This is a genomic window from Mycolicibacterium obuense (genome assembly GCF_055397605.1).
Window position 1 is genome coordinate 2652609 of record NZ_AP043663.1, and the last position, 24197, is coordinate 2676805.

22 protein-coding genes and 1 tRNA gene are annotated in these 24197 nt (G+C 66.9%); 15 read left to right on the plus strand and 8 right to left on the minus strand.

Annotation, left to right across the window (positions count from 1 at the left end; all coding sequences use genetic code 11):
* Positions 1-379: 379 nt before the first annotated feature.
* From ACZ50N_RS12695 to ACZ50N_RS12730, 8 genes are all read left to right on the plus strand, one after another.
* Positions 380-1276 carry a ParA family protein gene (locus ACZ50N_RS12695; protein WP_046363516.1) on the plus strand — a complete coding sequence of 299 codons (897 nt, stop codon included), beginning with the start codon at positions 380-382 and terminating at the stop codon, positions 1274-1276.
* Positions 1273-2064, plus strand: coding sequence for a segregation/condensation protein A (locus ACZ50N_RS12700; RefSeq protein ID WP_110797986.1), 792 nt, complete (start codon positions 1273-1275; stop codon positions 2062-2064). Before ACZ50N_RS12695 ends, ACZ50N_RS12700 begins: the two co-directional genes overlap by 4 nt.
* A 17-nt stretch (positions 2065-2081) precedes the next feature.
* Positions 2082-2828 (plus strand): SMC-Scp complex subunit ScpB, encoded by a 747-nt coding sequence (gene scpB, locus ACZ50N_RS12705; protein WP_048424477.1) that lies wholly within the window; start codon positions 2082-2084, stop codon positions 2826-2828.
* Positions 2829-2830: 2 nt separating this feature from the next.
* A complete protein-coding gene (locus ACZ50N_RS12710) occupies positions 2831-3574 on the plus strand; it encodes a pseudouridine synthase (protein WP_048424476.1) in 744 nt (247 codons plus the stop codon).
* Positions 3571-4257 carry a (d)CMP kinase gene (gene cmk / locus ACZ50N_RS12715; RefSeq protein WP_048424475.1) on the plus strand — a complete coding sequence of 229 codons (687 nt, stop codon included), beginning with the start codon at positions 3571-3573 and terminating at the stop codon, positions 4255-4257. The genes ACZ50N_RS12710 and cmk overlap by 4 nt, the downstream gene beginning before the upstream one ends.
* Positions 4254-5663, plus strand: coding sequence for a ribosome biogenesis GTPase Der (gene der, locus ACZ50N_RS12720; protein WP_046363520.1), 1410 nt, complete (start codon positions 4254-4256; stop codon positions 5661-5663). The genes cmk and der overlap by 4 nt, the downstream gene beginning before the upstream one ends.
* Before the next feature lie 25 nt (positions 5664-5688).
* On the plus strand, positions 5689-6456 hold the full coding sequence (locus tag ACZ50N_RS12725) for a sulfite exporter TauE/SafE family protein (RefSeq protein WP_201778401.1): 768 nt from the start codon (positions 5689-5691) through the stop codon (positions 6454-6456).
* A 203-nt stretch (positions 6457-6659) separates the two neighbouring features.
* Positions 6660-7568, plus strand: coding sequence for a sulfite exporter TauE/SafE family protein (locus tag ACZ50N_RS12730; protein WP_046363521.1), 909 nt, complete (start codon positions 6660-6662; stop codon positions 7566-7568).
* Here ACZ50N_RS12730 and ACZ50N_RS12735 read toward each other — a convergent pair.
* Positions 7548-9026 (minus strand): cryptochrome/photolyase family protein, encoded by a 1479-nt coding sequence (locus ACZ50N_RS12735; RefSeq protein ID WP_464475509.1) that lies wholly within the window; start codon positions 9024-9026, stop codon positions 7548-7550. The genes ACZ50N_RS12730 and ACZ50N_RS12735 overlap by 21 nt on opposite strands.
* 100 nt (positions 9027-9126) lie before the next feature.
* On the opposite strand from ACZ50N_RS12735, the gene ACZ50N_RS12740 reads away from it, so the two are divergent.
* The 3 genes from ACZ50N_RS12740 to ACZ50N_RS12750 all read left to right on the plus strand — a co-directional run bounded on the left by ACZ50N_RS12740 (position 9127) and on the right by ACZ50N_RS12750 (position 9850).
* Positions 9127-9200: transfer RNA gene (locus tag ACZ50N_RS12740), tRNA-Pro, on the plus strand.
* A 124-nt stretch (positions 9201-9324) separates the two neighbouring features.
* The gene (locus tag ACZ50N_RS12745) at positions 9325-9531 is read left to right on the plus strand and encodes a hypothetical protein (RefSeq protein ID WP_464475510.1); all 207 of its coding nucleotides are present in this window, start codon (positions 9325-9327) and stop codon (positions 9529-9531) included.
* 79 nt (positions 9532-9610) lie between these two features.
* The gene (locus ACZ50N_RS12750) at positions 9611-9850 is read left to right on the plus strand and encodes a hypothetical protein (RefSeq protein ID WP_464475511.1); all 240 of its coding nucleotides are present in this window, start codon (positions 9611-9613) and stop codon (positions 9848-9850) included.
* A 237-nt stretch (positions 9851-10087) separates the two neighbouring features.
* Here ACZ50N_RS12750 and ACZ50N_RS12755 read toward each other — a convergent pair whose 3' ends face one another.
* From ACZ50N_RS12755 to ACZ50N_RS12765, 3 genes are all read right to left on the minus strand, one after another.
* Positions 10088-10474 carry a hypothetical protein gene (locus ACZ50N_RS12755; RefSeq protein ID WP_464475512.1) on the minus strand — a complete coding sequence of 129 codons (387 nt, stop codon included), beginning with the start codon at positions 10472-10474 and terminating at the stop codon, positions 10088-10090.
* The gene (locus tag ACZ50N_RS12760; RefSeq protein WP_464475513.1) at positions 10474-11127 is read right to left on the minus strand and encodes a nucleotidyltransferase domain-containing protein; all 654 of its coding nucleotides are present in this window, start codon (positions 11125-11127) and stop codon (positions 10474-10476) included. Before ACZ50N_RS12760 ends, ACZ50N_RS12755 begins: the two co-directional genes overlap by 1 nt.
* A 232-nt stretch (positions 11128-11359) precedes the next feature.
* Positions 11360-13006 carry an amidohydrolase gene (locus tag ACZ50N_RS12765; RefSeq protein ID WP_464475514.1) on the minus strand — a complete coding sequence of 549 codons (1647 nt, stop codon included), beginning with the start codon at positions 13004-13006 and terminating at the stop codon, positions 11360-11362.
* 181 nt (positions 13007-13187) lie between these two features.
* Here ACZ50N_RS12765 and ACZ50N_RS12770 point away from each other — a divergent pair, with 181 nt between their 5' ends.
* Both ACZ50N_RS12770 and ACZ50N_RS12775 read left to right on the plus strand, forming a co-directional pair.
* The gene (locus ACZ50N_RS12770) at positions 13188-14591 is read left to right on the plus strand and encodes a purine-cytosine permease family protein (RefSeq protein ID WP_464475515.1); all 1404 of its coding nucleotides are present in this window, start codon (positions 13188-13190) and stop codon (positions 14589-14591) included.
* Positions 14588-16147: a GMC family oxidoreductase gene (locus tag ACZ50N_RS12775; RefSeq protein ID WP_464475516.1), complete on the plus strand. Its 1560-nt coding sequence runs from the start codon at positions 14588-14590 to the stop codon at positions 16145-16147. Before ACZ50N_RS12770 ends, ACZ50N_RS12775 begins: the two co-directional genes overlap by 4 nt.
* Positions 16148-16198: 51 nt before the next feature.
* Here the strand turns inward: ACZ50N_RS12775 and ACZ50N_RS12780 are convergent, their stop codons facing one another.
* The 4 genes from ACZ50N_RS12780 to ACZ50N_RS12795 all read right to left on the minus strand — a co-directional run bounded on the left by ACZ50N_RS12780 (position 16199) and on the right by ACZ50N_RS12795 (position 21794).
* A complete protein-coding gene (locus ACZ50N_RS12780; RefSeq protein ID WP_464475517.1) occupies positions 16199-17695 on the minus strand; it encodes an aldehyde dehydrogenase in 1497 nt (498 codons plus the stop codon).
* 18 nt (positions 17696-17713) lie between these two features.
* Positions 17714-18094 (minus strand): cupin domain-containing protein, encoded by a 381-nt coding sequence (locus tag ACZ50N_RS12785; protein WP_133413975.1) that lies wholly within the window; start codon positions 18092-18094, stop codon positions 17714-17716.
* A gap of 13 nt (positions 18095-18107) precedes the next feature.
* Entirely contained in the window at positions 18108-20219 is a 2112-nt protein-coding gene (locus ACZ50N_RS12790; protein ID WP_464475518.1) for an oxidoreductase, read from the minus strand.
* A gap of 63 nt (positions 20220-20282) precedes the next feature.
* Positions 20283-21794 (minus strand): APC family permease, encoded by a 1512-nt coding sequence (locus tag ACZ50N_RS12795; protein WP_048424327.1) that lies wholly within the window; start codon positions 21792-21794, stop codon positions 20283-20285.
* Positions 21795-21911: 117 nt separating this feature from the next.
* Between ACZ50N_RS12795 and ACZ50N_RS12800 the strand changes: the two genes are divergently transcribed.
* On the plus strand, positions 21912-22829 hold the full coding sequence (locus ACZ50N_RS12800) for a LysR family transcriptional regulator (RefSeq protein WP_464475519.1): 918 nt from the start codon (positions 21912-21914) through the stop codon (positions 22827-22829).
* 103 nt (positions 22830-22932) lie between these two features.
* Complete coding sequence (locus tag ACZ50N_RS12805; RefSeq protein WP_464475520.1) at positions 22933-24195, plus strand: flavin-containing monooxygenase; 1263 nt, start codon at positions 22933-22935, stop codon at positions 24193-24195.
* Positions 24196-24197: the final 2 nt, after the last annotated feature.

A 24197-nucleotide genomic window follows, 5' to 3' on the forward strand; every position in this document is an offset into this window, starting at 1 on the left:
TCTTTATCGGCACTGAGAAACGGATTTCGATGATCTTGTTTCGCACTATGGATGGATCCGCAGATCACGGCTAACAACAGGCATAATGTGCAGCTTTTGGCGCGCTGCGACACGCCGAGAGATGTTCTGTGCACGACTCGCCGGTACCGGCGCGGACTGTCCCGTCGTGTGGCGACAGGCGACGGCCCGCGGGGATCGCCTTGCTGAAAGCGAAGCACCGTGACGAGTTCACGGGTTCGGCAGGCGCACCGGGTGTGGCCGACTTTCCGTCGTCGTCGCGGTATTGCCTGCGGGTCTGCCTCGTCAACCGTGCACTCCCCGTTAAGCTTGCCGCGATGTCCGCCATGCCAGAGGGTTGCCTGACCAGCGACGGTCCGGCATGACCGATGACACCGGCCTGCCCACCTCGGAGCCGGGGAGCGCCCCTGAGCCCGAGCCCACCCCTGGCTTGACCGGCAGGCTGCCCCGCCAGATTCCCGAACCGCCGCCGCGGACCTCCCACGGCCCGGCCACGGTCATCGCGATGTGCAACCAGAAGGGCGGGGTAGGCAAGACCACCTCGACCATCAACCTCGGTGCGGCCCTCGCCGAGTACGGCCGACGCGTACTGCTCGTCGATCTCGATCCGCAGGGCGCGTTGTCCGCCGGACTCGGCGTTCCGCACTACGAGCTGGATAACACCGTCTACAACCTGCTGGTCGAACCGCGGGTGTCGATCGACCAGGTGTTGATCACCACCCGGGTTCCCGGCCTCGATCTGGTGCCCAGCAATATCGACCTGTCTGCCGCTGAGATCCAGCTGGTCAACGAGGTCGGCCGGGAACAGTCGCTGGCGCGGGCGCTCTACCCGGTGCTCGACCGCTACGACTACGTGCTGATCGACTGCCAGCCGTCGCTGGGGCTGCTCACCGTCAACGGGCTGGCCTGCAGCGACGGGGTGATCATCCCGACCGAGTGCGAGTACTTCTCCCTGCGCGGGCTGGCCCTACTCACCGACACCGTCGAGAAGGTGCACGACCGGCTCAACCCCAAGCTCGAGATCAGCGGGATCCTGATCACCCGCTACGACCCGCGCACCGTCAACTCCCGCGAGGTCATGGCTCGGGTGGTCGAGCGCTTCGGCGACCTGGTGTTCGACACCGTGATCACCCGCACCGTGCGCTTCCCCGAGACCAGCGTGGCCGGCGAACCGATCACCACGTGGGCGCCGAAATCCAATGGGGCCGAGGCATATCGGGCGTTGGCGCGCGAGGTCATCCACCGGTTCGGCGCGTGAGCGAGCCCACCGGGTTCCAGGTACGGCTGAGCAATTTCGAGGGCCCGTTCGATCTGCTGCTCCAGCTGATCTTCGCGCACCGGCTCGACGTCACCGAGGTGGCGCTGCACCAGGTCACCGACGAGTTCATCGCCTACACCAAGGAGATCGGCAGCAAGCTGGGTCTTGACGAGACCACCTCGTTCCTGGTGGTCGCCGCGACGCTGCTCGATCTGAAGGCGGCCCGGCTGCTGCCGGCCGGTGACGTCCACGACGAGGACGATCTCGCGCTGCTGGAGGTCCGCGACCTGCTGTTCGCCCGGCTGCTGCAGTACCGGGCGTTCAAGCACGTCGCCGAGATGTTCGCCGAACTAGAGTCCGCGGCGCTGCGCAGCTACCCGCGCGCCGTCGCGCTCGAAGACCGCTTCGCCGACCTGCTGCCCGAGGTGATGCTCGGGGTGGATGCGGCCCGCTTCGCCGAGATCGCGGCCGCCGCGTTCACCCCCCGCCCCGTGCCGACGGTGGGGCTGGACCACCTGCACCAGGTCCCGGTGTCGGTGCCCGAACAGGCCGCCAACCTGATGACGCTGCTGGAGGACAGGGGGATCGGCGAGTGGGCCTCGTTCTCCGACTTGGTGGCCGACTGTCAGGTGCCGATGGAGATCGTCGCGCGCTTCTTGGCGCTGCTCGAGTTGTTCCGCGCCAGGGCGGTAGCATTCGACCAGTCAGAACCGCTGGGCGTGCTCCAGATTTCCTGGACCGGGGAGCGGCCTGACAGCGAGCAGTTGGCGACCGCGGACGCCGAATAGCGCGGGAACGATAAACGATGACTGAAGAAATGTCGCCGGACACCGAGCCGGATACCGAGCCTGACGCTGACCACGTCGAGGCCGAGCTCGGCGACCCTGAACGCGACGTCGTCGAGCTCTCGGACACCGAACTCGACGCGGTCCTTGAGTCGCTTCTGCTGGTCGTCGACACCCCGGTCCCCGTCGACGCGTTGGCGACGGCCACCGAGGCTCCGGCGGCGCGCGTCGCCGAGCGGTTGCAGGTGCTGGCCGACGGGTTCGCGGCCCGGGGTAGCGGGATCGATCTGCGGGAAGCTGGCGGTGGGTGGCGGATGTACACCCGCGCGCGATATGCGCCGTACGTGGAGAAGCTGTTGCTCGACGGAGCCCGGACGCGACTGACCCGGGCCGCACTGGAGACCCTGGCCGTGATCGCCTACCGTCAGCCGGTGACCCGGGCTCGGGTGAGCGCGGTACGCGGCGTCAACGTCGACGCGGTGATCCGGACCCTGATCGCCCGCGGGCTGATCACCGAGGCCGGCACCGATCCCGATTCCGGTGCGGTCACCTTCGCCACCACCGAGCTGTTCCTCGAACGCCTCGGGTTGTCGTCGCTGACCGACCTGCCTGACATCGCACCGCTGCTGCCCAATGTGGACGTGATCGACGACATCAGCGAAAACCTGGACGAGGAGCCACGTTTCATGAAACTCAGCGGGGCGTCTGCGTCCCCATCGGGGTCCGAATCCGGCGCCGCGATCGACGTCGACGCGGAACGGGAGTGACGATGAGCGACGACGAGGGCGTCCGCCTGCAGAAAGTGTTGTCCCAGGCCGGGATCGCGTCCCGGCGGGTGGCGGAGAAGATGATCCGTGACGGCCGGGTCGAGGTCGACGGCCTCATCGTCACCGAACTCGGAACGCGCGTGGATCCGCAGAACTCGGTGATCCGGGTCGACGGTGCGCGGATCGCCATCGACGACGAGCGGGTGTACCTGGCGATCAACAAGCCCCGCGGCATGCATTCCACGATGTCCGACGATCGTGGACGCCCCTGTGTGGGAGACCTCGTCGAGCACCGGGTCCGCGGAAACAAGAGCCTCTTCCATGTCGGCCGGCTCGACGCCGACACCGAGGGTCTGCTTTTGCTCACCAACGACGGTGAGCTCGCCCACCGCCTGATGCACCCGTCCTTCGAGGTGCCCAAGACGTATCTGGCCACCGTGATGGGCAGTGTCCCAAAGGGATTGAGTAACAAGCTGCGCGCCGGTGTCGAGTTGGACGACGGGCCGGTCCGGGTGGACGACTTCGCCGTCGTGGACACGGTGCCGGGTCGATCGCTGGTGAAAGTGACGCTGCACGAAGGCCGCAAGCACATCGTGCGACGGCTGCTGGCCGAGGTCGGGTTCCCCGTCCAGGAGCTGGTGCGCACCGACATCGGCACGGTCACCCTCGGCGAGCAGCGACCGGGCAGCATCCGGGTGTTGACGCAGAAGGAGATCGGCGAGCTGTACAAGGCGGTGGGATTGTGACCCGTCCGGTGGTGATCGCGATCGACGGCCCGGCCGGCACCGGAAAGTCCACCGTGGCAAGAGGTTTGGCGACTGCGCTGCAAGCCCGCTATCTGGACACCGGGGCGATGTACCGCATCGTCACGTTGAGCGCGCTGCGCCAGGGAGTCGACCTCGACGATCCGACGGCGATCGCGGCGGCGGTGCAGAACACCGACATGGCGGTCGGGCACGACCCTGCCGAGGACCGGTCCTTCCTGGAAGGTGAGGACGTCTCGGCCGAGATCCGCGGCGACGCGGTGACCAAGGCGGTGTCGGCGGTCTCGGCGGTTCCCGAGGTGCGCGCCCGGCTGGTCGCGCTGCAACGCAACCTCGCCGACGGCGCTGGGCCGGTCGTCGTGGAGGGCCGCGACATCGGCACCGTCGTGCTGCCCGATGCCGACGTCAAGATCTTCTTGACCGCCTCGGCCGAAGAGCGGGCGCGACGACGCAACGATCAGAACGTCGCATCCGGGCTGCGCGACGACTTCGACGCTGTGCTCGCCGACGTCCGCCGCCGCGACCACCTCGACTCCACCCGTGCGGTGTCGCCGTTGCGCGCCGCCGACGACGCGCTGGTGGTCGACACCAGCGACATGACCCAAGACCAGGTGATCGGCCATCTGACCGCACTGGTCGAACAGAAAGCCGGTGCGATCAGATGAGTGACGGAGACGGCGTCTGGTTCGACGAAGGCGACTGGGAGGTCGGCAGCGAGGACATCAGCGAGGCAATCGAAGAGGCCTCGGCGCCGCCGCCGGTGCTGGCCGTCGTCGGTCGCCCCAACGTCGGGAAATCGACCCTGGTGAACCGCATCCTCGGTCGACGAGAGGCCGTCGTGCAGGACATCCCCGGCGTCACCCGTGACCGCGTCTCCTATGACGCGTCCTGGTCGGGCCGGCGGTTCGTCGTGCAGGACACCGGCGGGTGGGAGCCCGACGCGAAGGGCTTGCAGCAGCTGGTCGCCGATCAGGCGGCGGTCGCGATGCGCACCGCCGACGCGATCGTGTTCGTGGTCGACGCGGTGGTCGGCGCCACGAGCGCCGATGAGGCCGCCGCGAAGATCTTGCAGCGCTCCGGCAAGCCGGTGTTCCTGGCCGCCAACAAGGTGGACAACGATCGCGGCGAGGCCGATGCGGCGGCGCTGTGGTCGCTGGGGCTCGGGGAGCCGCATCCGATCAGCGCCATGCACGGCCGCGGTGTCGCCGACCTGCTCGACGCGGTGCTCGAGGAGCTGCCCGCCCTGTCCGAGGTCGGCGGCAGCGGCGGGGGACCGCGCCGTGTGGCACTCGTCGGCAAGCCGAACGTCGGCAAGTCCTCGCTGCTCAACCGGCTCTCGGGGGACGAACGGTCCGTTGTGCACGACGTCGCCGGCACCACCGTCGACCCGGTCGACTCGCTCATCGAGATGGAGGGCAAGCTCTGGCGGTTCGTCGACACCGCCGGGCTGCGACGCAAGGTGGGTCAGGCCAGCGGCCACGAGTTCTACGCGTCGGTGCGTACCCACGGCGCGATCGACGCCGCCGAGGTCGCGATCGTGCTGATCGACGCCTCCCAACCGCTGACCGAGCAGGATCAGCGGGTGCTGGCGATGGTGGTCGAGGCCGGCCGCGCGCTGGTGCTGGCGTTCAACAAGTGGGACCTGGTCGACGAGGACCGTCGGTATCTGCTCGACCGCGAGATCGACCTGCAGCTGGCTCAGATCCAGTGGGCGCCCCGGGTCAACATCTCGGCCAAGACAGGCCGGGCGGTGCAGAAGCTGGTGCCCGCGCTGGAGACGGCGCTGGCCTCCTGGGACAAGCGGATCACGACGGGACAGCTGAACTCGTTCCTCAAGGAGATCGTCGCCGCGACGCCGCCGCCGGTGCGGGGCGGCAAGCAGCCGCGCATCCTGTTCGCCACCCAGGCCGCCACCCGCCCACCGACGTTCGTGCTGTTCACATCCGGGTTCTTGGAGGCCGGGTACCGCCGGTTCCTGGAGCGCCGGCTGCGGGAGACGTTCGGCTTCGACGGCAGCCCGGTCCGCATCAACGTCCGGGTGCGTGAAAAGAGAGGCCCCAAGCGCCGATAGGGTGGCGCAAGTGCCCGTCGTCGACATGATCCTGATCGCCCTGGCGGGCGTCGGAGCGGGGGCGATCAATGCGCTCGTCGGCTCCGGCACCCTCATCACCTTCCCCACGCTGGTGGCGCTGGGCTATCCGCCGGTGACATCCACGATGTCCAACGCGGTCGGCCTCGTCGCCGGCGGCGTCTCGGGCACCTGGGGCTACCGCCGGGAGCTGCGCGGACAGTGGCGCCGACTGCGTTGGCAGATCCCCGCGTCGCTGCTCGGCGCGGGCGGTGGTGCCTGGCTGCTGCTGCACCTGCCGGAAAAGGTGTTCCTCACCGTCGTGCCGGTCCTTCTGGTGCTGGCTCTGGTGCTCGTGGTGATCGGGCCGCGAATCCAGGCCTGGGCGCGTCGGCGCGCCGAAGCCAAGGGTGAGTCCGCCGACCATGTCTCCGCGGCCCGGATGACCGCACTGGTCGCGTTGACGTTCGCGGTCGGCGTCTACGGCGGCTACTTCACCGCGGCGCAGGGCATCCTGCTGGTTGCGGTGATGGGGGCGTTGCTGCCCGAGGACATGCAGCGGATGAACGCCGCCAAGAACCTGCTCTCGCTACTGGTCAACATCGTCGCGGCCATCGCCTACACGGTCGTGGCGTTCGATCGGATCAGCTGGGCGGCCGCCGGGCTGATCGCGATCGGGTCGCTGATCGGCGGGTTCCTGGGCTCGCACTACGGCCGGCGACTGTCCCCGAATGCACTCCGCGCGGTGATCGTCGTGGTGGGATTGATCGGGCTGTACCGGTTGTTGACTGTGTAGGCTGACCGGGTCTGATCAGGGGATGGGGTTGTCGATGATCGAGCACGTGCCGGCGGCGGTTGCGCCGTCCGAGGCGTGGGCTCTCGAGCCCTTCTGGCCGTCGCGCCGCCTGATGGCTTTCGACGAGTGGTGTTGTCGGCGTCCCTGACGCCGCGCCCCCCTGTCCGACCGGCCACCCCGTGTGACCGCATTCGAAAGCAGCCATGCGTTCTCTTCTGATCTTTACCCTCGTCGGTGTCGGCGCCCAACTCGTCGACGGCGCATTGGGGATGGCCTTCGGTGTCACGGCCACCACATTGCTGGTGCTCTCCAGCGTCGGCGCTGCGCAGGCCAGCGCGGCGGTGCACCTCGCCGAGGTGGGCACGACGCTCGCGTCCGGGCTCTCGCACTGGCGATTCAAGAACATCGACTGGCCGCTGGTCGCCAAACTCGGTGTACCAGGCGCGATCGGGGCGTTCCTCGGCGCGACCGTGCTGTCATCGCTGTCAACAGAGCATGCGGCGCCTCTGATGGCCGCGATCCTGATGGCGATCGGTGTGTACGTGCTGCTGCGCTTCTCGCTGCGCACCCCGCTGGCGATCGGCGGACAGGGCACCAGGCACGGAGCGAAGTTCCTTGCCCCGCTTGGTCTCTTCGGCGGGTTCATCGATGCGTCCGGCGGCGGCGGGTGGGGCCCCGTCACGACGAGCACGCTGCTGTCGCGAGGAAAGACCGCGCCGCGCACCGTCATCGGCTCGGTCAGCGCATCGGAGTTCCTGGTGTCGGTGTCGGCGTCGATCGGGTTCCTGATCGGGCTGCGCGACGAGTTCTTCCAGAACTGGCCGGTGGTGGTCGGGTTGATGGTGGGCGGGGTGATCGCCGCGCCGATCGCGGCGTGGCTGGTGAGCCGCATCAGCCCGGCGCTGCTGGGCACTGGTGTGGGCGGGGTCATCGTGCTGACGAACAGCCAGAAGTTGGTGCACTTCTTCGACATTCACTGGCCGTGGTCGACGGCCATCTACACGCTCATCGTGGTGGCGTGGGTGTCGCTGGTGGTCTACGCCTGGCGGGCGTCGCGGGCACCGAAGACAGTTCCGGTATCGGCGGCCGACTCAGAAGTGCTCCCGCGCTGACTCCTGCTCGAGGACGGCGTCGAGGTCGCCGAGGCGCTCCATCGACGACACCGCGCGCCGGGTGCGCATGTTCTTGGCGAGCAGATCTTTGTGGCGGTGTGTGAAGGCCCAGTAGCCGGCGGTGAAGGGGCAGGCGTCGTCGCCGAGCCGTTTCTTCGGGTCGAAGGCGCAGTCCCCGCAGTGGTCGCTCATCTTGTTGATGTAGGCGCCGCCCGAGGTGTAGGGCTTGGTGGCCAGAAGGCCACCGTCGGCATGCTGGCTCATCCCGACGACGTTGGTGGGCATCACCCAGCGGAACCCGTCGACGTAGGCGGTGGCGAACCACTCGGTCAGCTGGTCCGGTCGGTAGCCACGCTGTAGGGCGTGGCTGCCCAGGATCATCAGCCGCTGGATGTGGTGGGACCAGCCGCGGTCGCGGACCCCTGCGAGGGCGTCGTGCAGGCAGGCCGCGGTGACGGAGTCGGCGTCGAGGTCGGCCCACCACTGCGGGAGCTTGGTGTGCGCTTTCAGCTCGTTCTTCTTCGTGTAGTCGGGGCCGAAGTGCCAGTAGAGATGCCACATGTATTCGCGCCAGCCGAGGATCTGCCGGATGAATCCCTCGGTGGCGGCCAGCGGAGCGTTCCCGTCGCGGTAGGCCTGCTCGGCGGCTTCGACGGCGTCGAGAGGGTGCAGCACGCCGAGGTTCAGTGGAACCGACAGCAGCGAGTGCGACATGGCCCAGTCGCCGCCCATCATCGCGTCTTCGTAGCGGCCGAACAGTTCCAGCCGATGGTCGATGAAGCGTTTGAGCGCACGCTTGGCTTCGGTGGGGGTGACGGCGAACAGGCGCGGACCGTCGGTGCCGACGGTGTCGAGGTCCATCGCGTCGAGGTCGTGGCGGACCTGCTCGTCAATGTCGTCCTCGCGAGGCTTGTAGGGGGTGGGTACGTCGAGCTTCGCCTGCTTCTTGGGCGGGGATTCCCGGTTGTCTTCGTCGTAGTTCCAGCGCTTGCCGACGGGGTCGGAGCCCTCCATCAGTACGTCGAAGCGGCGGCGTTGGTCGCGATAGAAATCCTCCATGCGGAAGCGGGTGCGGTTGCCGGCCCACTCTTCGAAGTCCTTGCGCGGCAACGCAAATGTCGGCGTCGGCAGCACTTCTTCGACGAGGCCCTCTTTCTGCAGCCGGTTGACGAACCGCTCGGCGGCATGCGAGGTGGGCTGGTGCACGAGCACGGGGCGGCCGAACTGCTCGAGTGCGTCGGTGTACGAGTCGGCCTTGAGCAGGGTCGCACGGTCGCCGAGGTCGCGTTCGGCGTGGCGCAGCGCCGAGAGGACGAGGTGCAGCTTCTGGCGGTGATAGCGACGCTTCGACAAAGCCGAGGTCGCCTCGACCAGCAGGACCTCGCGGTGGGCGTGCTCGCCACCGTAGACGGCCGGGCCGAGCTGGTCCGCGAACAGCCACAGGGGAGTGTCACTCATCGATCAGTGATACCCGCCCGGGACGCGGCGACGCGGTTGGGAGGTGGGGGTAACCCTGCTGTAAGCTTTCGACCGCTGACCGGCGATCCCGGGAAGCACGCGGGCTGTGGCGCAGCTTGGTAGCGCACTTGACTGGGGGTCAAGTGGTCGCAGGTTCAAATCCTGTCAGCCCGACTGGAAAAACCCGCTCTGACCAGTGTCGGAGCGGGTTTCTTTGTATCTAGGTGATCCGTTGAGTAATCGGCGTGTTGAACGAGTTGACACTCAACCTCGCTTATCGGTCCCACTCTTCCTCGCCATGGCTCGGATCCCCGACTACGTCAAGGTCGTCACCACGTCCAGCGGCTCTGGCCGCTACGAGATGCGGATCGAGGCCGGAAAGACCGACGGCAATCGGCAGCACCAGAAGCGCCGGTTCACGACGTTGCAGGACGCGATCGATGCGTACAACGCGGCGCGCGGTAAGCGGTCTCGCGGTGTACAGGTGTCACCTTGCTGTGTGTGATCCTCGGACCGGCTGGTTGGCAACTGGCTGGTGTGATCGATACGAAGAGTGTCCGGCGCGCGACGGGGAGTCGCCCTTCATGTTGATGCGCGACGCCAAAGACGTCGCGGGCGTGGAGGAGTGCGACCAGCAGATCACCCCGGCTGAGCGGGACGTGTTCAGCCAGGAGGACGCTCGGTACGGGTCCGTCTGGGACGGAACGACTCTCGCGGCGCTGGCGTTGAGCACGCCCGAGGTGGCGGCGGCTGCGGCGGAGTGGTTCAACGGCATGACGAAGTTCCCAAAGATCGACCAGATCATGAGCGCCGCGGCGGAGTAGTACATCAGCGAGCAGCCGCAGGCGGGCCCGGCGCCTCCTGCCAGGACAGGATCCGGGCAAGCAGGTCACCGCACGCAGTGCCGGACGCCACGGGTGCTCCGACCGGCCCGGTGGACGGGAACGCACCAGGAGTGCAGCCCGCTGCGGATACCGCCGGCGTGCCGAGCGCGGTGCTGTAGCAGCTAGGAACAGAAGGCAGCCCCAGCCGACTCGGCTGGGGCTGCTCACCGTTGCAAGTCAGGTGCGCGACGCCACCAGTCGCCTGGCCTTCTCCACCAGGTGATCCGCGGCGCGGTTCATCTTCTTCAGCTCCGCCGAGCTGAGATTTTGATGCGTGTACGCGGCCTTGTTCTTCAAGCTCAGCAGCGTGCTCAGGTGCCGCTCGGATCCGCTGTCTGCTTTCTTCACGAGGGCGACGGCTTCGTTGTGCTTGCCGGTGTTCGAGTGCACGCCGAGACGCACGCAGCAGATCACGTCGGAGGCAGTGATGCCCGCGTCGACGTACAGATCGCCGGCGGCATTGGGGTGCGTATCTTCCCTGAGTTCGGCGAGCTCGAAGAACTCGGTCGCTTTCGACAGGCGCCCTGCGGTGACCACCGAGTTGCAGTCGCGTTGTCCAGCCATCAGGACCTCGTCATCGGAGCAGCCTTGTCGGCCACGCGCAGCTGCTTATTGAGCCAGGCCCGTGTGCCGGCGATGGTCAGGCCCTGTTTGGACACGTCATTGAGCAGAGGCTCGCCAGTCGCCGCCGCGACGCGGAGTTCGTCCTCGGTGTACTCGACGATGCGGCCGTCGTTTCCGGTCAACGCGGTGACCAGTCGACCGAGTTCGGTCACCCGTTGCTCCCACGCGTCGGCGTCTGCGCCGTGGTCGGTGGCGCGCACCAGGAACAGGTCGATGTCACTGTCGAGGCGCATCCGCCCCGTCGCCGCCGAGCCGAACACGGCGGCGTACCTGAGCTCGGCACCCCATTCGTCCAGGTGCGCTTCGAGGCGCGCGAGGAACGTGGAGGCCAGCCGTGACAGCGCCATGATCGGCTCGGCTGCAACGTGTTCGGTGTTGAGTCGGTAGGTGTTGGTCCGGCCCACCTGATCGTGCAGCACCACCCCCTGGGCGCTGAGGCGGGTGAGGACCTTACGGATGCCTTCACCCGACGCCGTGGTGATGATGCGCTGGATTTGAGAGATCGTGAACGTCACCTCGGCGGATGCGAGGACAGCGAGCACGTCGCCGTCCAGGGTCGGCGTCACCGTGGTGAACGGCTTGTTCAACTGCATCAGTAGCCTCCTCCCGTATTCCAACTAAAGTTAGAGTGTTACAACTATAGTTGAAATTCAAGTTCCGGGGCACCGATCAGACCTGCTTGCAGTTCGGTACCGACGCCGTATCCCCGGGGTGGTGCCGGTGGGGTTGTCGAAGTTCTGCTAGTGCCGGACTGCGGACTGCTCAAGGAGCTTGTACGGCGCCGCGTACACCTGCGCAGGCTCACGCGGGCAGATGTGGGAATCCTCAGAGACGATGCACGATGGCCCCGTCGACCATCGTGAGAGTTATCCCCACGGTGCCGATGTCGTCGGCGGCGAACACATCGGTGTCGAGGGCAACCAGATCGGCGATCTTCCCGACGGCGATGACGCCTCGATCATTGTCGTGGTTGGCGTAGGCGGAGCCGGCAGTGTAGGCCTCGAGCGCGGTTCGCAGATCGATGGCCTGCTGCGCTTGCAAAGGGGTATCGAACACGCCGTCTCCGATGGCATGTGGGTCGGCGCGGGTCCCGGTTCGATGCACAGCGGTGTGGATGGCCCACAACGGGTTCGGGTCGGTGACGGGCCAGTCACTACCCATAGCCAGCCGAGCACCGCTGCGGTGCAACGAGCCGAACGGGAAGTGCCACGGCTCCCGTTCGGGTCCGAGTAGAGGTAGCTTGCGTTCGACGATCTCTAGATCCCGGCGCGCCCACAGCGCCTGGATGTTGGCGATCACCCCCAATTCGCCGAAACGGGAGACGTCGGCCGGATCGACAACGTCGAGGTGTGCGATCTGATGCCGCCCGTCGAACCCGCGGTTCGGCAGTATCGCGGCCTCGAGAGCGTCGAGACACTCACGCACCGCGCGATCGCCGACGGCGTGCATGTGAATCTGAAACCGTTCGGCGGCAAGCCGTGTCGTGATGTCGGAGAGCTCGGCCGGGTCGATGAACGACATGCCGGTGAGCTCTGTCTCCGCTGCCCCCAGGTAGGGCGCGAGCATCGCCGCGGTGCAGTTCTCGCAGATGCCGTCTTGCATGACCTTCACTGTCGTGGCGGTGAATCGCGACTGCCCGGCCGCGGCACGGCGCTCGAGAATCTCATCGAGTTGCGTCATCCCGGCGTCAGCGGTCCACCACAGCGCGCCGACCACGCGTGCCGTCAGCTCACCGGCCACGTCCGCATCGAGATAGGTGGAGAGGATATCGGTGAGCCCGAAGGCCGGAATGCCCACACCAGCGTCCTGCCAGCCCGTGACGCCAACCGCGTGCAGTCGTCGCTGGGCTTCGAGTAGGGCGTCGCGCAGGAACGCCGGCGTGGCCGCCGGTATGAGCCGGTTGGCCAGATCCGCGGCACTTTCGAACAGCATTCCCGTCGGGCGCCCGTCTGCGTCGCGCGCGATGCGGCCACCCGCAGGGTCCGGGGTGTCGGAGTCGATTCCCGCGAGTTCGAGGGCGCGACTGTTCGTCCACACGCCGTGACCGTCGTGACTCGACAGCACAACCGGCCTGTCGGCGACCACGTCGTCGACGTCGGCTGCGAGCGGAAACCCGCTCTCGAACGCGTCGCCGTACCACCCGCTGCCCGCGACGACCTTCTCGTCGGGGTGGGCAGCGGCGTACTCCGCGATCTTTGTCCGGTAGCCACTCCGGTCGTGCGGAAGTGTCGACAGGTCGCACCGCAGCGCAGCCATCCCGGCTGCCACTGGGTGGACATGCGCGTCGATGAAGCCGGGCAGCAGGGTGGCGCCGCGGAGATCGATGACCTCGGTGCGGTCACCGACGAGGTCGCGGTCGACGCCGAGGCTCATCGCCATGATCCGATTGGCGCTGGTGGCAACGGTATCCACGGGGGCAGAGCCCTGCGGAAGGAAAACCGAGGCGTTGGTGAAGACGACATCAGCGGGCATCAGGCGATCGTCATGCCGGGCGTGCGTCCGGTCAACGCGGACTTCTCGTTGCATTGGATCGATGAAAGCGATCTAGCAGTGCGATTCTTTGTGATTTATCCGTTTCAGTCAGCGCCGAATACTGAAGCGCGATCGCGGTCACGGGCCGCGGTGACACGTCTCATGTGAGGACCGGTAAGTCATGACCGCACCACAGTCGGGTTCGGAGTCCGTCGAGCGCCGGACCATCGACCACGTCCCCCTCGACGAACGTCATGGCAGGGCACGTGATCTCTTCACCGTCTGGTTCGGCTCGAACATCATGTTGCTGACGATCATCACCGGCGCACTGTCGACGACCGTGTTCGGCCTGCCTGCGTGGGCCGGCGTCACTGCCATCGTGCTGGGTAACGTCGTCGGCGCCGTCGTGATGGCGCTCCACGCTGCGCAGGGACCACAGATGGGCGTGCCGCAGATGCTGCAGACCCGGGCGCAATTCGGGTCCTACGGCAGCTTGCTGGTGGTGGTGCTGGTGGTCTTCATGTACCTCGGCTTCTTCGCCTCGAACGCGGTGCTCGGCGGTCAGGCCCTCGCCCAGGTCACCGGGCTGCCGGTCAACGGGGCCATCACCATCATCGGACTGATCAGCGTGGCAGCGACGATCGTCGGCTACCGGCTCATCCACCGCGTGACCGCGCTGCTGTCGGTGGTCGCCGGCGGTGCCTTGCTGGTCACATTCGTGTGGATCGTCGGTGTCAACGGCGTACCCGACGGGACGTGGCACACAGACGGATTCACCTGGGCGGGCTTCATGGCGACACTGTCGGTGGCCGCGCTCTGGCAGATCGCCTACGCCCCTTACGTTTCCGACTACACCCGGTACATGCCGAAGGACACCGGCCAGCGCGCCGCCTTCTGGGGCACCTACTCGGGCTGCGTTCTGGGTTCCGTCCTGCCGATGCTGCTCGGTGTGGTCGTCGGCGCCGCGCTGCCCAACGACGAGACACTCGACGGGCTTTCGTCCCTGACCCACGGCGTGACCACCGGCGTGTTCGCCATCTTCGCGATCGGCATCACCGCCACAAACGCGATGAACCTGTACTGCGGAACACTGTCGACGATCACGATCGGCCAGAACATCGTGCCGAAGTGGAATCCGCAGGCAGGCAGCCGCGCGGTGGTCGCGATTGCCCTGTTCGTTCTCACGCTGATTCCGGCACTCGTCAGCGCCGAGGACTTCCTCGCCAACTACGCGAACTTCCTGGCGCTGCTGCTGTGCGTGCTGATCCCGTGGACCGCGGTGAACCTGGTCGACTACTACCTCCTGCGCCACGGGCACTACGACATCGACGCATTGTTCGAACGTGACGGCGGACGATACGGGCGCTTCAACTGGGTGGCGATCGGCTGCTACTTCGCGGGCATCCTGGTGCAGATCCCGTTCCTGTCCACGACCCTGTTCACCGGCTTCGCCGCCGCGGCGATGGACGGCGTGGACATCTCCTGGATCGTCGGACTCGCCGTCATCTGCCCGCTGTACTACGCGCTGATGCGCCCACGCGTGGTCGCCGCGAACGCCACCGACGTCGCTCCGAGCGCCGCGTGAGCGACTACCTGGTCGTCGGCGGGGGAACAGCGGGATGCATTGTCGCTAGCCGTCTTTCGGAGGATCCCGCGGTGACGGTCACGCTTGTCGAGCCCGGTCCATCGGACGCCGGGGAGCCGCGCGCGCTGGACATCCGCCGGTGGCCCGAGATGGTCGAAAGCGAGTACGACCTCGACTACCGCAGCGTGCCGCAGGATCGTGGCAACTCCCATATCCGTCAGGCGCGGATGCGCATCCTCGGTGGCTGCTCCACGGCCAACACGATGATCAGCTGGCGTCCGCTGCCCGCCGATCTGGAGGACTGGGCCGCGCTCGGCGTGGAGGGTTGGGATCCGGAGACGGTCAACGCGTGTTACGACCGGCTCGCGACACCCATCACCCCGATCCCGCCGAAGGATCAGAATCCCTACGTCGCTGACGTCGTCACATCGGCGCGGAAAGCGCTCGACCTCCCTGACCGGTCGAACTGGAACAGCGACCCCGACTTCGCGCGCACGGGCGTCGGAGCCGGCTTCTTCGAGATCGGATACACACCGGAGAACCACCTGCGTTCGTCCACGTCCGTGCACTATCTGCACGACGTGCTCGGAACGCGTGCAAATCTGACCGTTCGGCACGGGTTGCGGGCAGTGCGGATCATCATCGACGACGGCGCGGCGGTCGGCGTGCTCACCGTCGATGCGGCCGGCGTCCAGCACGAACTGCGCGCCGACCGCGAGGTGATCGTGTGCTGCGGCGCGATCGATTCGCCGAAGTTGTTGCAGCTCTCCGGAATCGGTCCCCGGGCGGTGCTCGACGCAGCGGGCGTGTCCGTGCTCGTCGACAGTCCCGGGGTGGGTGAGAACCTCATGGATCACGCCGAGGGATTGATCGTCTGGGAGGCGCGCCGAGACGTCCCCGACACCTGCGCCACCGGTTGGGACGCCGGAGCGGCCGTTCGATTGGGCGGTACCGGACCGGCACGGCCGGACGTGCTGATGCACTTCCCCGTCGAAGCTGTCGCCGACCACGCCGTGACCTACGGGGTGCAACTCCCCGAACGCATCGTGGCGCTGGCGCCCAATGTCGCGAAGCCGCACAGTCGGGGGAGGGTCTGGATCACCTGCGCCGACCCGGATGCGCCACCCAACCTGGACTACGGGTACTTCACCGACGACGAGGGCGCCGATGAGGCGACGCTCATCGCGGGCATCAGGGCGGCCCGCCGCATCGCCGCGGAATCACCGATGTCCACGTGGATCGGAGCCGAGGTGTTCCCCGGCGCGGATCTGACCACCGACGAAGAACTGTCGGCGCCGTTACGGGCCACCCATCAGACCGTCTACCACGTGTCGGGAACGTGCCGAATGGGTGCGTCCGATGATCCACTGGCGGTGTGTGATTCACGACTCAGGGTGCGCGGTGTGCGCAGCTTGCGCATCGTCGACGCGTCGATCTTCCCGACGATTCCTTCGGTGAACCCGGTGGGTACGGTGATGGCTGCGGCCGAGCGGGCCAGCGACCTCATCCGCGAGGACGCCGTGGTGCAGCCCTCGGCCTCGCCTGTGTGGAGCTGACAGTCGGGAGCCAGCGGCCGCCGCCGGTCGCTGCCTAGCGAATCCCCGTTGTCACAGAGCGATCCACGTCGTCTTCAGGCCCGTGTACTTGTCCAGCGCGTGCAGCGAGAGATCCCGGCCGAAACCCGACTGCTTGAAGCCGCCGAATGGCGTCTGCGCGCTGAGCGCATCGACGGTGTTGACCGAGACAGTGCCGGCGCGCAATCTGGCGGCGACGCCGTGAGCGCGTCGAAGGTCGTTCGTCCACACCGATGCTGCCAAACCGTAGACGCTGTCGTTTGCCATCCTGACCGCGTCGTCCTCCTCGTCGAACGTCTGTACGGCAAGCACAGGCCCGAACACCTCGTCGGTGACGAGTTCGGCACTCGGGCCCAGCCCGGTGACGACCGTCGGTGCGACGAAGCAACCACCGTCGATTCGCTGTCCACCCACGCGGATGTCCCCGTGCGCCCGTGCCCGCTCCACGAAACCGAGCACGCTTTCGGTATGCGCTGCATCGACGAGCGCGCCTTGTGCGACCGAAGGGTCGAGAGGGTTGCCGGGGCGCATCGCCGCAGCACGTTCGACCAGATCGGAAACGAACCGGTCTGCTATCGATTTCTGTACTAGGAGACGTGAATTGGAGGAGCACACCGCGCCCTGGTTGTAGAACGCGCCGAACAGCGCCTTCTCGGCGGCCTCATCGAGATCGGCATCGTCGAACACCACATTGGGGCTCTTGCCGCCGCATTCCAGCCATACCTGTTTCATGTTGGAATCCGCGGCGTAGCGCAGGAATTGCTTACCGGTGGCGGTCGAACCCGTGAACGCCAGTACGTCGACGTCGGGGTGTAGGCCGAGCGCGGAACCGGCACTCGCGCCCAGGCCGGGTACGACGTTGAGGACGCCCGCGGGCAGGCCGGCCTCCGTGGCCAGTTCCGCCAGCCGAAGTGACGACAACGGCGCGCGCTCGGAGGGCTTGAGCACCACGCTGTTTCCCGCTGCGAGGGCGGGCGCGACCTTCCACACGGCCAGGTCGAGGGGGAAGTTCCACGGCGTGACGGCGCCGACGACGCCCAATGGCTCGCGGGTCACCAGAGCGAGATTCCCCGGTTCTGTCGGCGCTATCTCGCCGTTGACCTTGTCGAGCGCCTCACCGTAGTAGGCGAACAACCCTGCGGCCGAGGGCACGTCGACCGTGAACGCCTCGGACACGAGCTTGCCCATGTCCATCGAGTCCAGCAACGCCAGCTCGATGCTGTTCTCGTTGATCAACTCGGCCAGGCGCAGCAGCACCCGTTTGCGGTCGCCGATGGAGCTCCGGGACCAGTCGCCCGCGTCGAAGGCCCCGCGGGCGGAGACGACGGCGGCATCGACGTCGGCCGATTGCGCCGACGCCACCGCGGCGAGCACCTCGCCGGTGGCCGGGTTGACGGAGTCGAAAGTCTCACCCGATTCAGCATTGCGGAAAGCGCCGTCGATGTAGATGCCCTCGCGCGGTGCGATCTCGGCGGCGTGTCGTTTCCAGTCGTCGAGCGTCGCCGGGTCGGTGGTGGCTGTGCTGATCACGTGGCCCTCCTCAGAGGTTCAGGGGATGTAGAGTGCGAACTGTTTGGTCAGTGTCTCGACGACACGGAACTCGCCGCGCCATCCGCGTCGCATGGTGTAGGCCTCACCAGCCGAGAACGTCTGAGCGACACCATCTTCGCCGGTGAGCGTGACCGATCCCTCCAGCACGCGCGCGTACTCGTCGCCGGGGTAGGCGTCGATGTACTCGCTGTACGGTTCGGCCCGCCACGACCCGACCGTGAATCTGGCGTCGGCGCTGGACAGGTGGACGAGGTCGTGTTCGTTGGGGTCACCCGTGCGCAGCGATTCGGGGGTCACATACGCGCACGGTGACATTGCGTCGCGCGCCGCGGCACCGCTGGGTACGCGCTGCACCGCCGGGCTCTGTGTATGGGTCATCGATTCTCCTTTGTCAGGCGTGGGCGGGTTCGACGGCCAGGGGTAGCAGTCGTCCGGGTTGGGCGCTCAGTTCGGTGACCTCCCGCAGGAACGGCACGTCGGCGGACGTCGGCTCGTCGAGCTCCTCGGCGTAGCGGTGGCCCGCCCACACCGCGGCGGCGATGGTCGACGGCGCCCAGGCGTCGCCGATGGCCCGGACACTCCTCAGATCGGCTTTCGCCCATTCGGATTCGCGAGCGTTCAGCTCGTCGAACAACCGGTTCTCGGGTAGCCGGCTGGTCACGAGCACCACGGAGTCAGCCGAGAACGTGCGTTCGTCGCCGGTGAACACGCAACCGGTGTCGACGCTGTCAGCGGTGATGCGGTTGAGCGTGGTGTTGGTCTCGACCGTGATGCCGGCGCGGATGATGCGCTTGCGAATGCGTGCGACCTCCATGGTGTTGACCGTCCACGCAGAGACATGCGCACCTGGGGTCACCAGTGTGACGTCGAAGTTCTCTTTCGCGAGCAGCTCCGCCACCACACCTCCGAGGTAGTAGTGGTCGTCGTCGAACAGCACGACGCGCTCACCACGGGGCCGCAGGCCGGCCAGGATGGCGTCGGGGGTCAATACGTCGGCCCCATCGGCGATCTCGATCGGGTGCGTGTGCCACCGGCCGACACCATCGCTGCGCCAATGTGATCCGGTGGCCAGTACCACGTGGTTGAAGTCATTGTCGATGATGTCGTCGGCCGTCATCTCGCTCTGCAGGAAGACATCGACGTTGTCCAGCTTGCGCAACTGCTGCTGGCGATAGTCGACGACGCGGATCCATGCCGAGAGGCCGGGCAGCTTGGCTTCCCGTTCGACGCGGCCGCCGAGAACACGTGTCGACTCGGCGAGGCTCACGCGGTAGCCGCGTTGGCCGAGTGAGCGGGCCGCCTCCATGCCGGCAGGTCCGGCGCCGACGACCAGAACATGCGCGTCGGACGACTTCACCCGGATGCGCTCCGGATGCCAGCCGCGCCGGAATTCTTCGCCCATGGTCGGGTTCTGGGTACAGCGGATCGGCGACATGGTGAAGTCACCGGACACGCAGATGTTGCAGCCGATGCACTCCCGGATGTCCTCGAGGTTGCCTGTCTCGATCTTGCGCGGCAGGAAGGGGTCGGCGATCGATGGGCGTGCAGCTCCGATGAGGTCGAGCACGCCGCTCTCGATCTGGTGCACCATGGTGTCGGGCGAGGTGAATCGGCCAACGCCCACAACGGGTTTGGTGGTGAGATCTTTCAATCCCCGAACGTAGGGTTCCTGCTCGGCTTCGGGGCCGAACCGCGAGGTCACGGAGTTGTCCTCCCAGCTGCCGAGGACGAAATCCCACAGATCGGGGTGCTCGCCGATCTCCCCGATGGTGTCTTCGATCTCGGTGCGCGTGATGCCATCCTCACCGAGGAGTTCGTTGATGGTGATGCGACATGCGATCGCGGCCTTGCCGTCGGCTTCCTCCCGCGAATCCTCGAGCACTTCCCGGAGAAAGCGAATCCGGTTGGTGAGGCTGCCGCCGTACTCGTCGGTGCGGTTGTTGTAGCGGCGGGAGAGGAAGTGGTGCAAACCGCCGAGGGCGTGGCCGGCGTAGACGTAGACGATGTCGTAGCCGACGTCGATCGAGCGGCGGACCGCCTGGCGGTGCCACCGGCGCACATCGGCGATGTCCGCCTTCGTCATCGCGCGGGCCTGCACCGGGTCATAGGAGAACGTCGCTACCGGAAGGTGCTGAGGGCTGAGCGGCGTTTCGCGGCTGATCAAGTTGGGACTGTTGAGACCGTTGTGTGCCAGTTCGATTCCGGCCAGCGCGCCGCCTTCGTGGATCTTGTCGGCGATGCGCGCGAGGGCAGGCATGTCCTGGTCGTCCCAGATGCGCAATTCGATGAAGGGGCCGATATCGGACGTCGGGTGGATTTCCACCTGTTCGGTGCACACGACGGCCCACCCGCCCTCGGCCTTGACCTGACGCATGACGGCTTCACCCGACGGATCGCGGTATCCCATGCCGTTGCAATGCGGCACCTGGTAGAAGCGGTTGCGTGCGGTGACCGGTCCGATCTGCACGGGTTCGAAGAGGATGTCGTAGCGGGGATCTCTCATGGCGTTCTCCTGTGGCGGGTGCTCGGGACGTCGGCTGGTTTCAGTATGGGAAGCGTTGGGGGCCTAGCCATTGACTCGGGCGACGACGGCGTCGTCTGTGGTCGTCGTCCGCCCGGCTCTGCCGGCGACATACCCCGCCACCGCAATGGCGGACAAGACCGCCAGCGTGCCGAGAGTGAACACCTCGAAGCGCAGGTGCGTGACACCCCAGTGGTCGAGGAAGTCGTACTCGAGTCCGAACAGCGGTTCCAGCGTGCCGGGGAACACCGCGACCCAGGTGCCGAGCAGCGCCCAGAAGGTGGTGAGCCCGGCGGCGACCGCCATGCCGGTTCGTCCCCCCGGAACGGCATAGGGCCGTGGCACATCCGGGTGCGTTGTCCGCAGGCGGTACGCCGCGGGGAAGACGAAGCAGTAGGCGATGAGTGACGTCGAGATCGTGATCGACAGGACGACCCCGAAGGTGGCTGCACTATCCCCCTGGGAGAAGGCGATTCCGGCGAACATGAAGGCGAGCGACACGATGCCCGTGAAGACGCCCACGCGAACCGGCGTCTGCCGACGCTCGTCGAATGTGGCGAAGTAGGGGAAGAACGCGCCGTCGGCGGATGCGACGGCCAGCGCCCGGTTGGCGGCCGTCGCCCACGTGGCGCCGGTGATCGCGAGCGTCACGACGAAGGCGATGACCGCGATCTGGACGAGGATCGGGGCGGCGGAACCGTAGATGCCGAACACGGTCTCGACTGCGGCCATGAACCCCGCGATGCCGGTGATCTTGTCCGGAGGGAGGACGAGCAGCAGGGCGAGCACGGGAAGGGCGTATGCGAGCAGTCCGACCACGCCGCTGATGGCGATCCCGCGAGGCACGTCGCGCTGCGGGTTCTCCATCTCGTCACCCGCCTGGCTGGGCACCTCGAATCCGACAAGGGAGAACAGCAGCAGGGGCACCAGGCCGAGGAAGCCGATCAGCGTGGGCGACCACGTCAGAGTGCCGACACCGTTGAACCCGTTCTGGAATCCGTAGAACAGCGTGGTCCCGAGAAAGAACACGGCGAGAAGCAGCTTGGCGTAGGTGCCGACTTTGAAGACGAGTCGGCATCGCTGCAGGGACATCACGGTGATTCCGGCAGCGCCGACGACGAACGCGATCTTGAACAGGTAATCGCCCGCGCCGCCGGGCTCGAGTGGGGTGATGAACGTGCTCCACGCCTCGGCGCTGATGAACGCCAGTGAGCCGCCGATCCACAGCGGGTTGATGGACCAGTACATGATGGTCGCCAGTGAGCCGGGCAGTCGGCCGAAAGCCCGCGTGACCCACTCGTAGAGCCCGCCCTCGGCGGGGAAGGCGCTACCGAGTTCGGCGGTGACGAGGCCGTACGGAACCATCCACAGCGCGCCCAGCACCAGGAGCCAGGTGAATGTCTCGGCGCCGAACGACGAGATCTCGCCGACCATGTCGAGGCTGATGAGCGCGGACAGAATCATGACCGGAACGTCGAGGCGCCGCAGGGAACGCGTGTAGCGGAGCTTCGACGTCGGCGACGAGATGTGGTCGTCCGGCAACGAGATTGATCCCATCGGGTGACTCCTGGCTAGCTCAAGCGGGGTGATGTGATCACAGTGCAGCGGGTCTATTCATCTGTACAGCCGGGGTTTCCGAACCTTAAGATCGGTTTTCCCAATGTGGAGGTGCGGATGGCGGACTACACGCTCAGGCAGCTGGAGTACTTCGTGGCCGTCGCCGAGGCGGGCAGCGTCACCCATGCTGCCGCGGCCGTTCACCTGTCGCAGTCGGCCATGTCGGCGGCGCTCGCCGACCTCGAGGCGGCGTTGTCGGTGCAGCTCCTGGTCCGGCACCACGCACGCGGTATCAGCCTGACGCCGGCCGGTAAGGAGCTGTTGGTCGCGAGTCGGCAACTACTGGCCTCGGCGGCGGATCTGCGTACCGTCGCGCACGGGTTGGGCACGTCGTTGAGCGGCACGCTGTCGATCGGTTGCTTCCAGGTGGTGGCGCCCTATTTGCTGCCAGAACTGCTCGCGACGGCCGCGGTGAAGCTTCCCAACCTGCACCTTCAGACCACAGAGGTGGACCTCGCCGACCTCGCGGAGGGCGTGGCCGACGGTACGTTCGAGCTCGGCATCGGCTACGACCTCGTGGAGGACCCGCGGCTGAAGCGCTGGCCGCTGTTCCAGCTCCCGCCATACGTGCTGGTGGCAGGCGACCACCGGTTGGCCACGCGCAAGCAGGTGCGGCTGGCCGACCTGGCTGACGAGCCGATGGCACTGCTCGACCTGCCGCACAGCCGGGATTACTTCCAGAGCGTCTTCGCCGCCTCGGGTGTCCGACCCGACGTGCGCTTCCGGTCGACAACGGTCGAGACGTGCCGGGCTCTGGTGGGCCGGGGCCTGGCGTACACCGTGCTCAACCTGCGCGCGGCGGTGCCGACGGCGCTCGACGGTCACGCCGTCGCCCCTGTACCCATCGCGGGTGATCCACCGGCGTTGACGGTGGTCCTTCTCGACGCGGTGGCGGCGAAGTCCACGCGCCGTGCCAGCGTCATCGCGGAGCTCTGTCGGAGTCTGTTCTCCAATCCACCCGGAGGGCGATCGTAGATCGATTTTACCGATGCCGGACATCGAATCTACGAGCTGGACAGATGTAGTGGGCGGTTGAACCATGGGGGCGAGCAGTTCCGCCCAACGCAGTGGAGGTCAGGTGTCCAACCAACAGGTCGAGGTCCTCGTCGTCGGTGCCGGACAAGCCGGCATCGCGATGAGCGAGCATCTCAGCGCGCAGGGCATTCCTCACCTCGTTCTGGAACGCGACCGCATCGCCGAGCGCTGGCGATCGTGGCGCTGGGACTCGCTGGTCGCGAACGGACCCGCCTGGCACGATCGCTTTCCGGGCCTCGAATTCGACGTCGCCCCTGACGCATTCGCGAGCAAGGAGCAGGTCGCGGACTATCTCGTCGCATACGCCGACAAGATCGACGCGCCGATCCGCACCGGCGTGACCGTGACGTCCGTGCGCAAACTGCCACGCCAGGCGGGTTTTCGGGTGGAGACCTCCGAGGGGACAGTCGACGCGCGCTTCGTCGTCGCGGCCACCGGGGCGTTCCAGAAGCCGGTCATCCCGCCCGTCGTCCCCGAGTCCGCGGGCATCCATCAGATTCACTCCAGCGCGTACCAGAATCCGCAACAGCTCCCGGAGGGCGCGGTGATGGTGATCGGCGCAGGGTCCTCAGGTGTGCAGATCGCCGATGAGCTGCGGGAATCGGGGCGCGAGGTGTACTTGGCCGTCGGACCTCACGACCGTCCGCCTCGCAGTTATCGTGGCCGCGACTTCTGTTGGTGGCTCGGTGTTCTCGGCAAGTGGGACATGTCCGCTCCACCGCGCGGCGCCGAGCACGTGACGATCGCGGTCAGTGGAGCTCACGGTGGTCACACCGTCGATTTCCGGAGTCTGGCGGCCACCGGAATCACGCTGCTCGGCATGGCCGGGCCGTACGAGAACGGAGTGATGACGTTCGCCCAAGACCTGCGCCAGAACATCGAAAGTGGTGACGCGAACTACCTGTCGATGCTGGACGAGGCGGACGCCTATGTCACCCGCAACGGTCTCGACCTCCCCGAGGAACCACAGGCTCGCGTGTTCGGCCCCGACCCCGACTGCGTGACCGACCCTGTCGAATCGATCGACCTGGCCGACGCCCGCATCACGTCGATCATCTGGGCCGTCGGCTTCGCGTTCGACTACGGATGGCTGCAGGTCGACGCGTTCGACGACAACGGCAGACCGCGACATCAGCGTGGGGTGTCGACCGAGCCCGGCATCTACTTCCTGGGGCTGCCGTGGCAGTCCCGCCGCGGGTCGAGCTTCATCTGGGGGGTCTGGCACGACGCGAAATACCTCGCCGACCAGATCGCGATCCAGCGCTCCTATCTCGCCTACGAGGCGTCCGCGCTGGCACATCACTGACG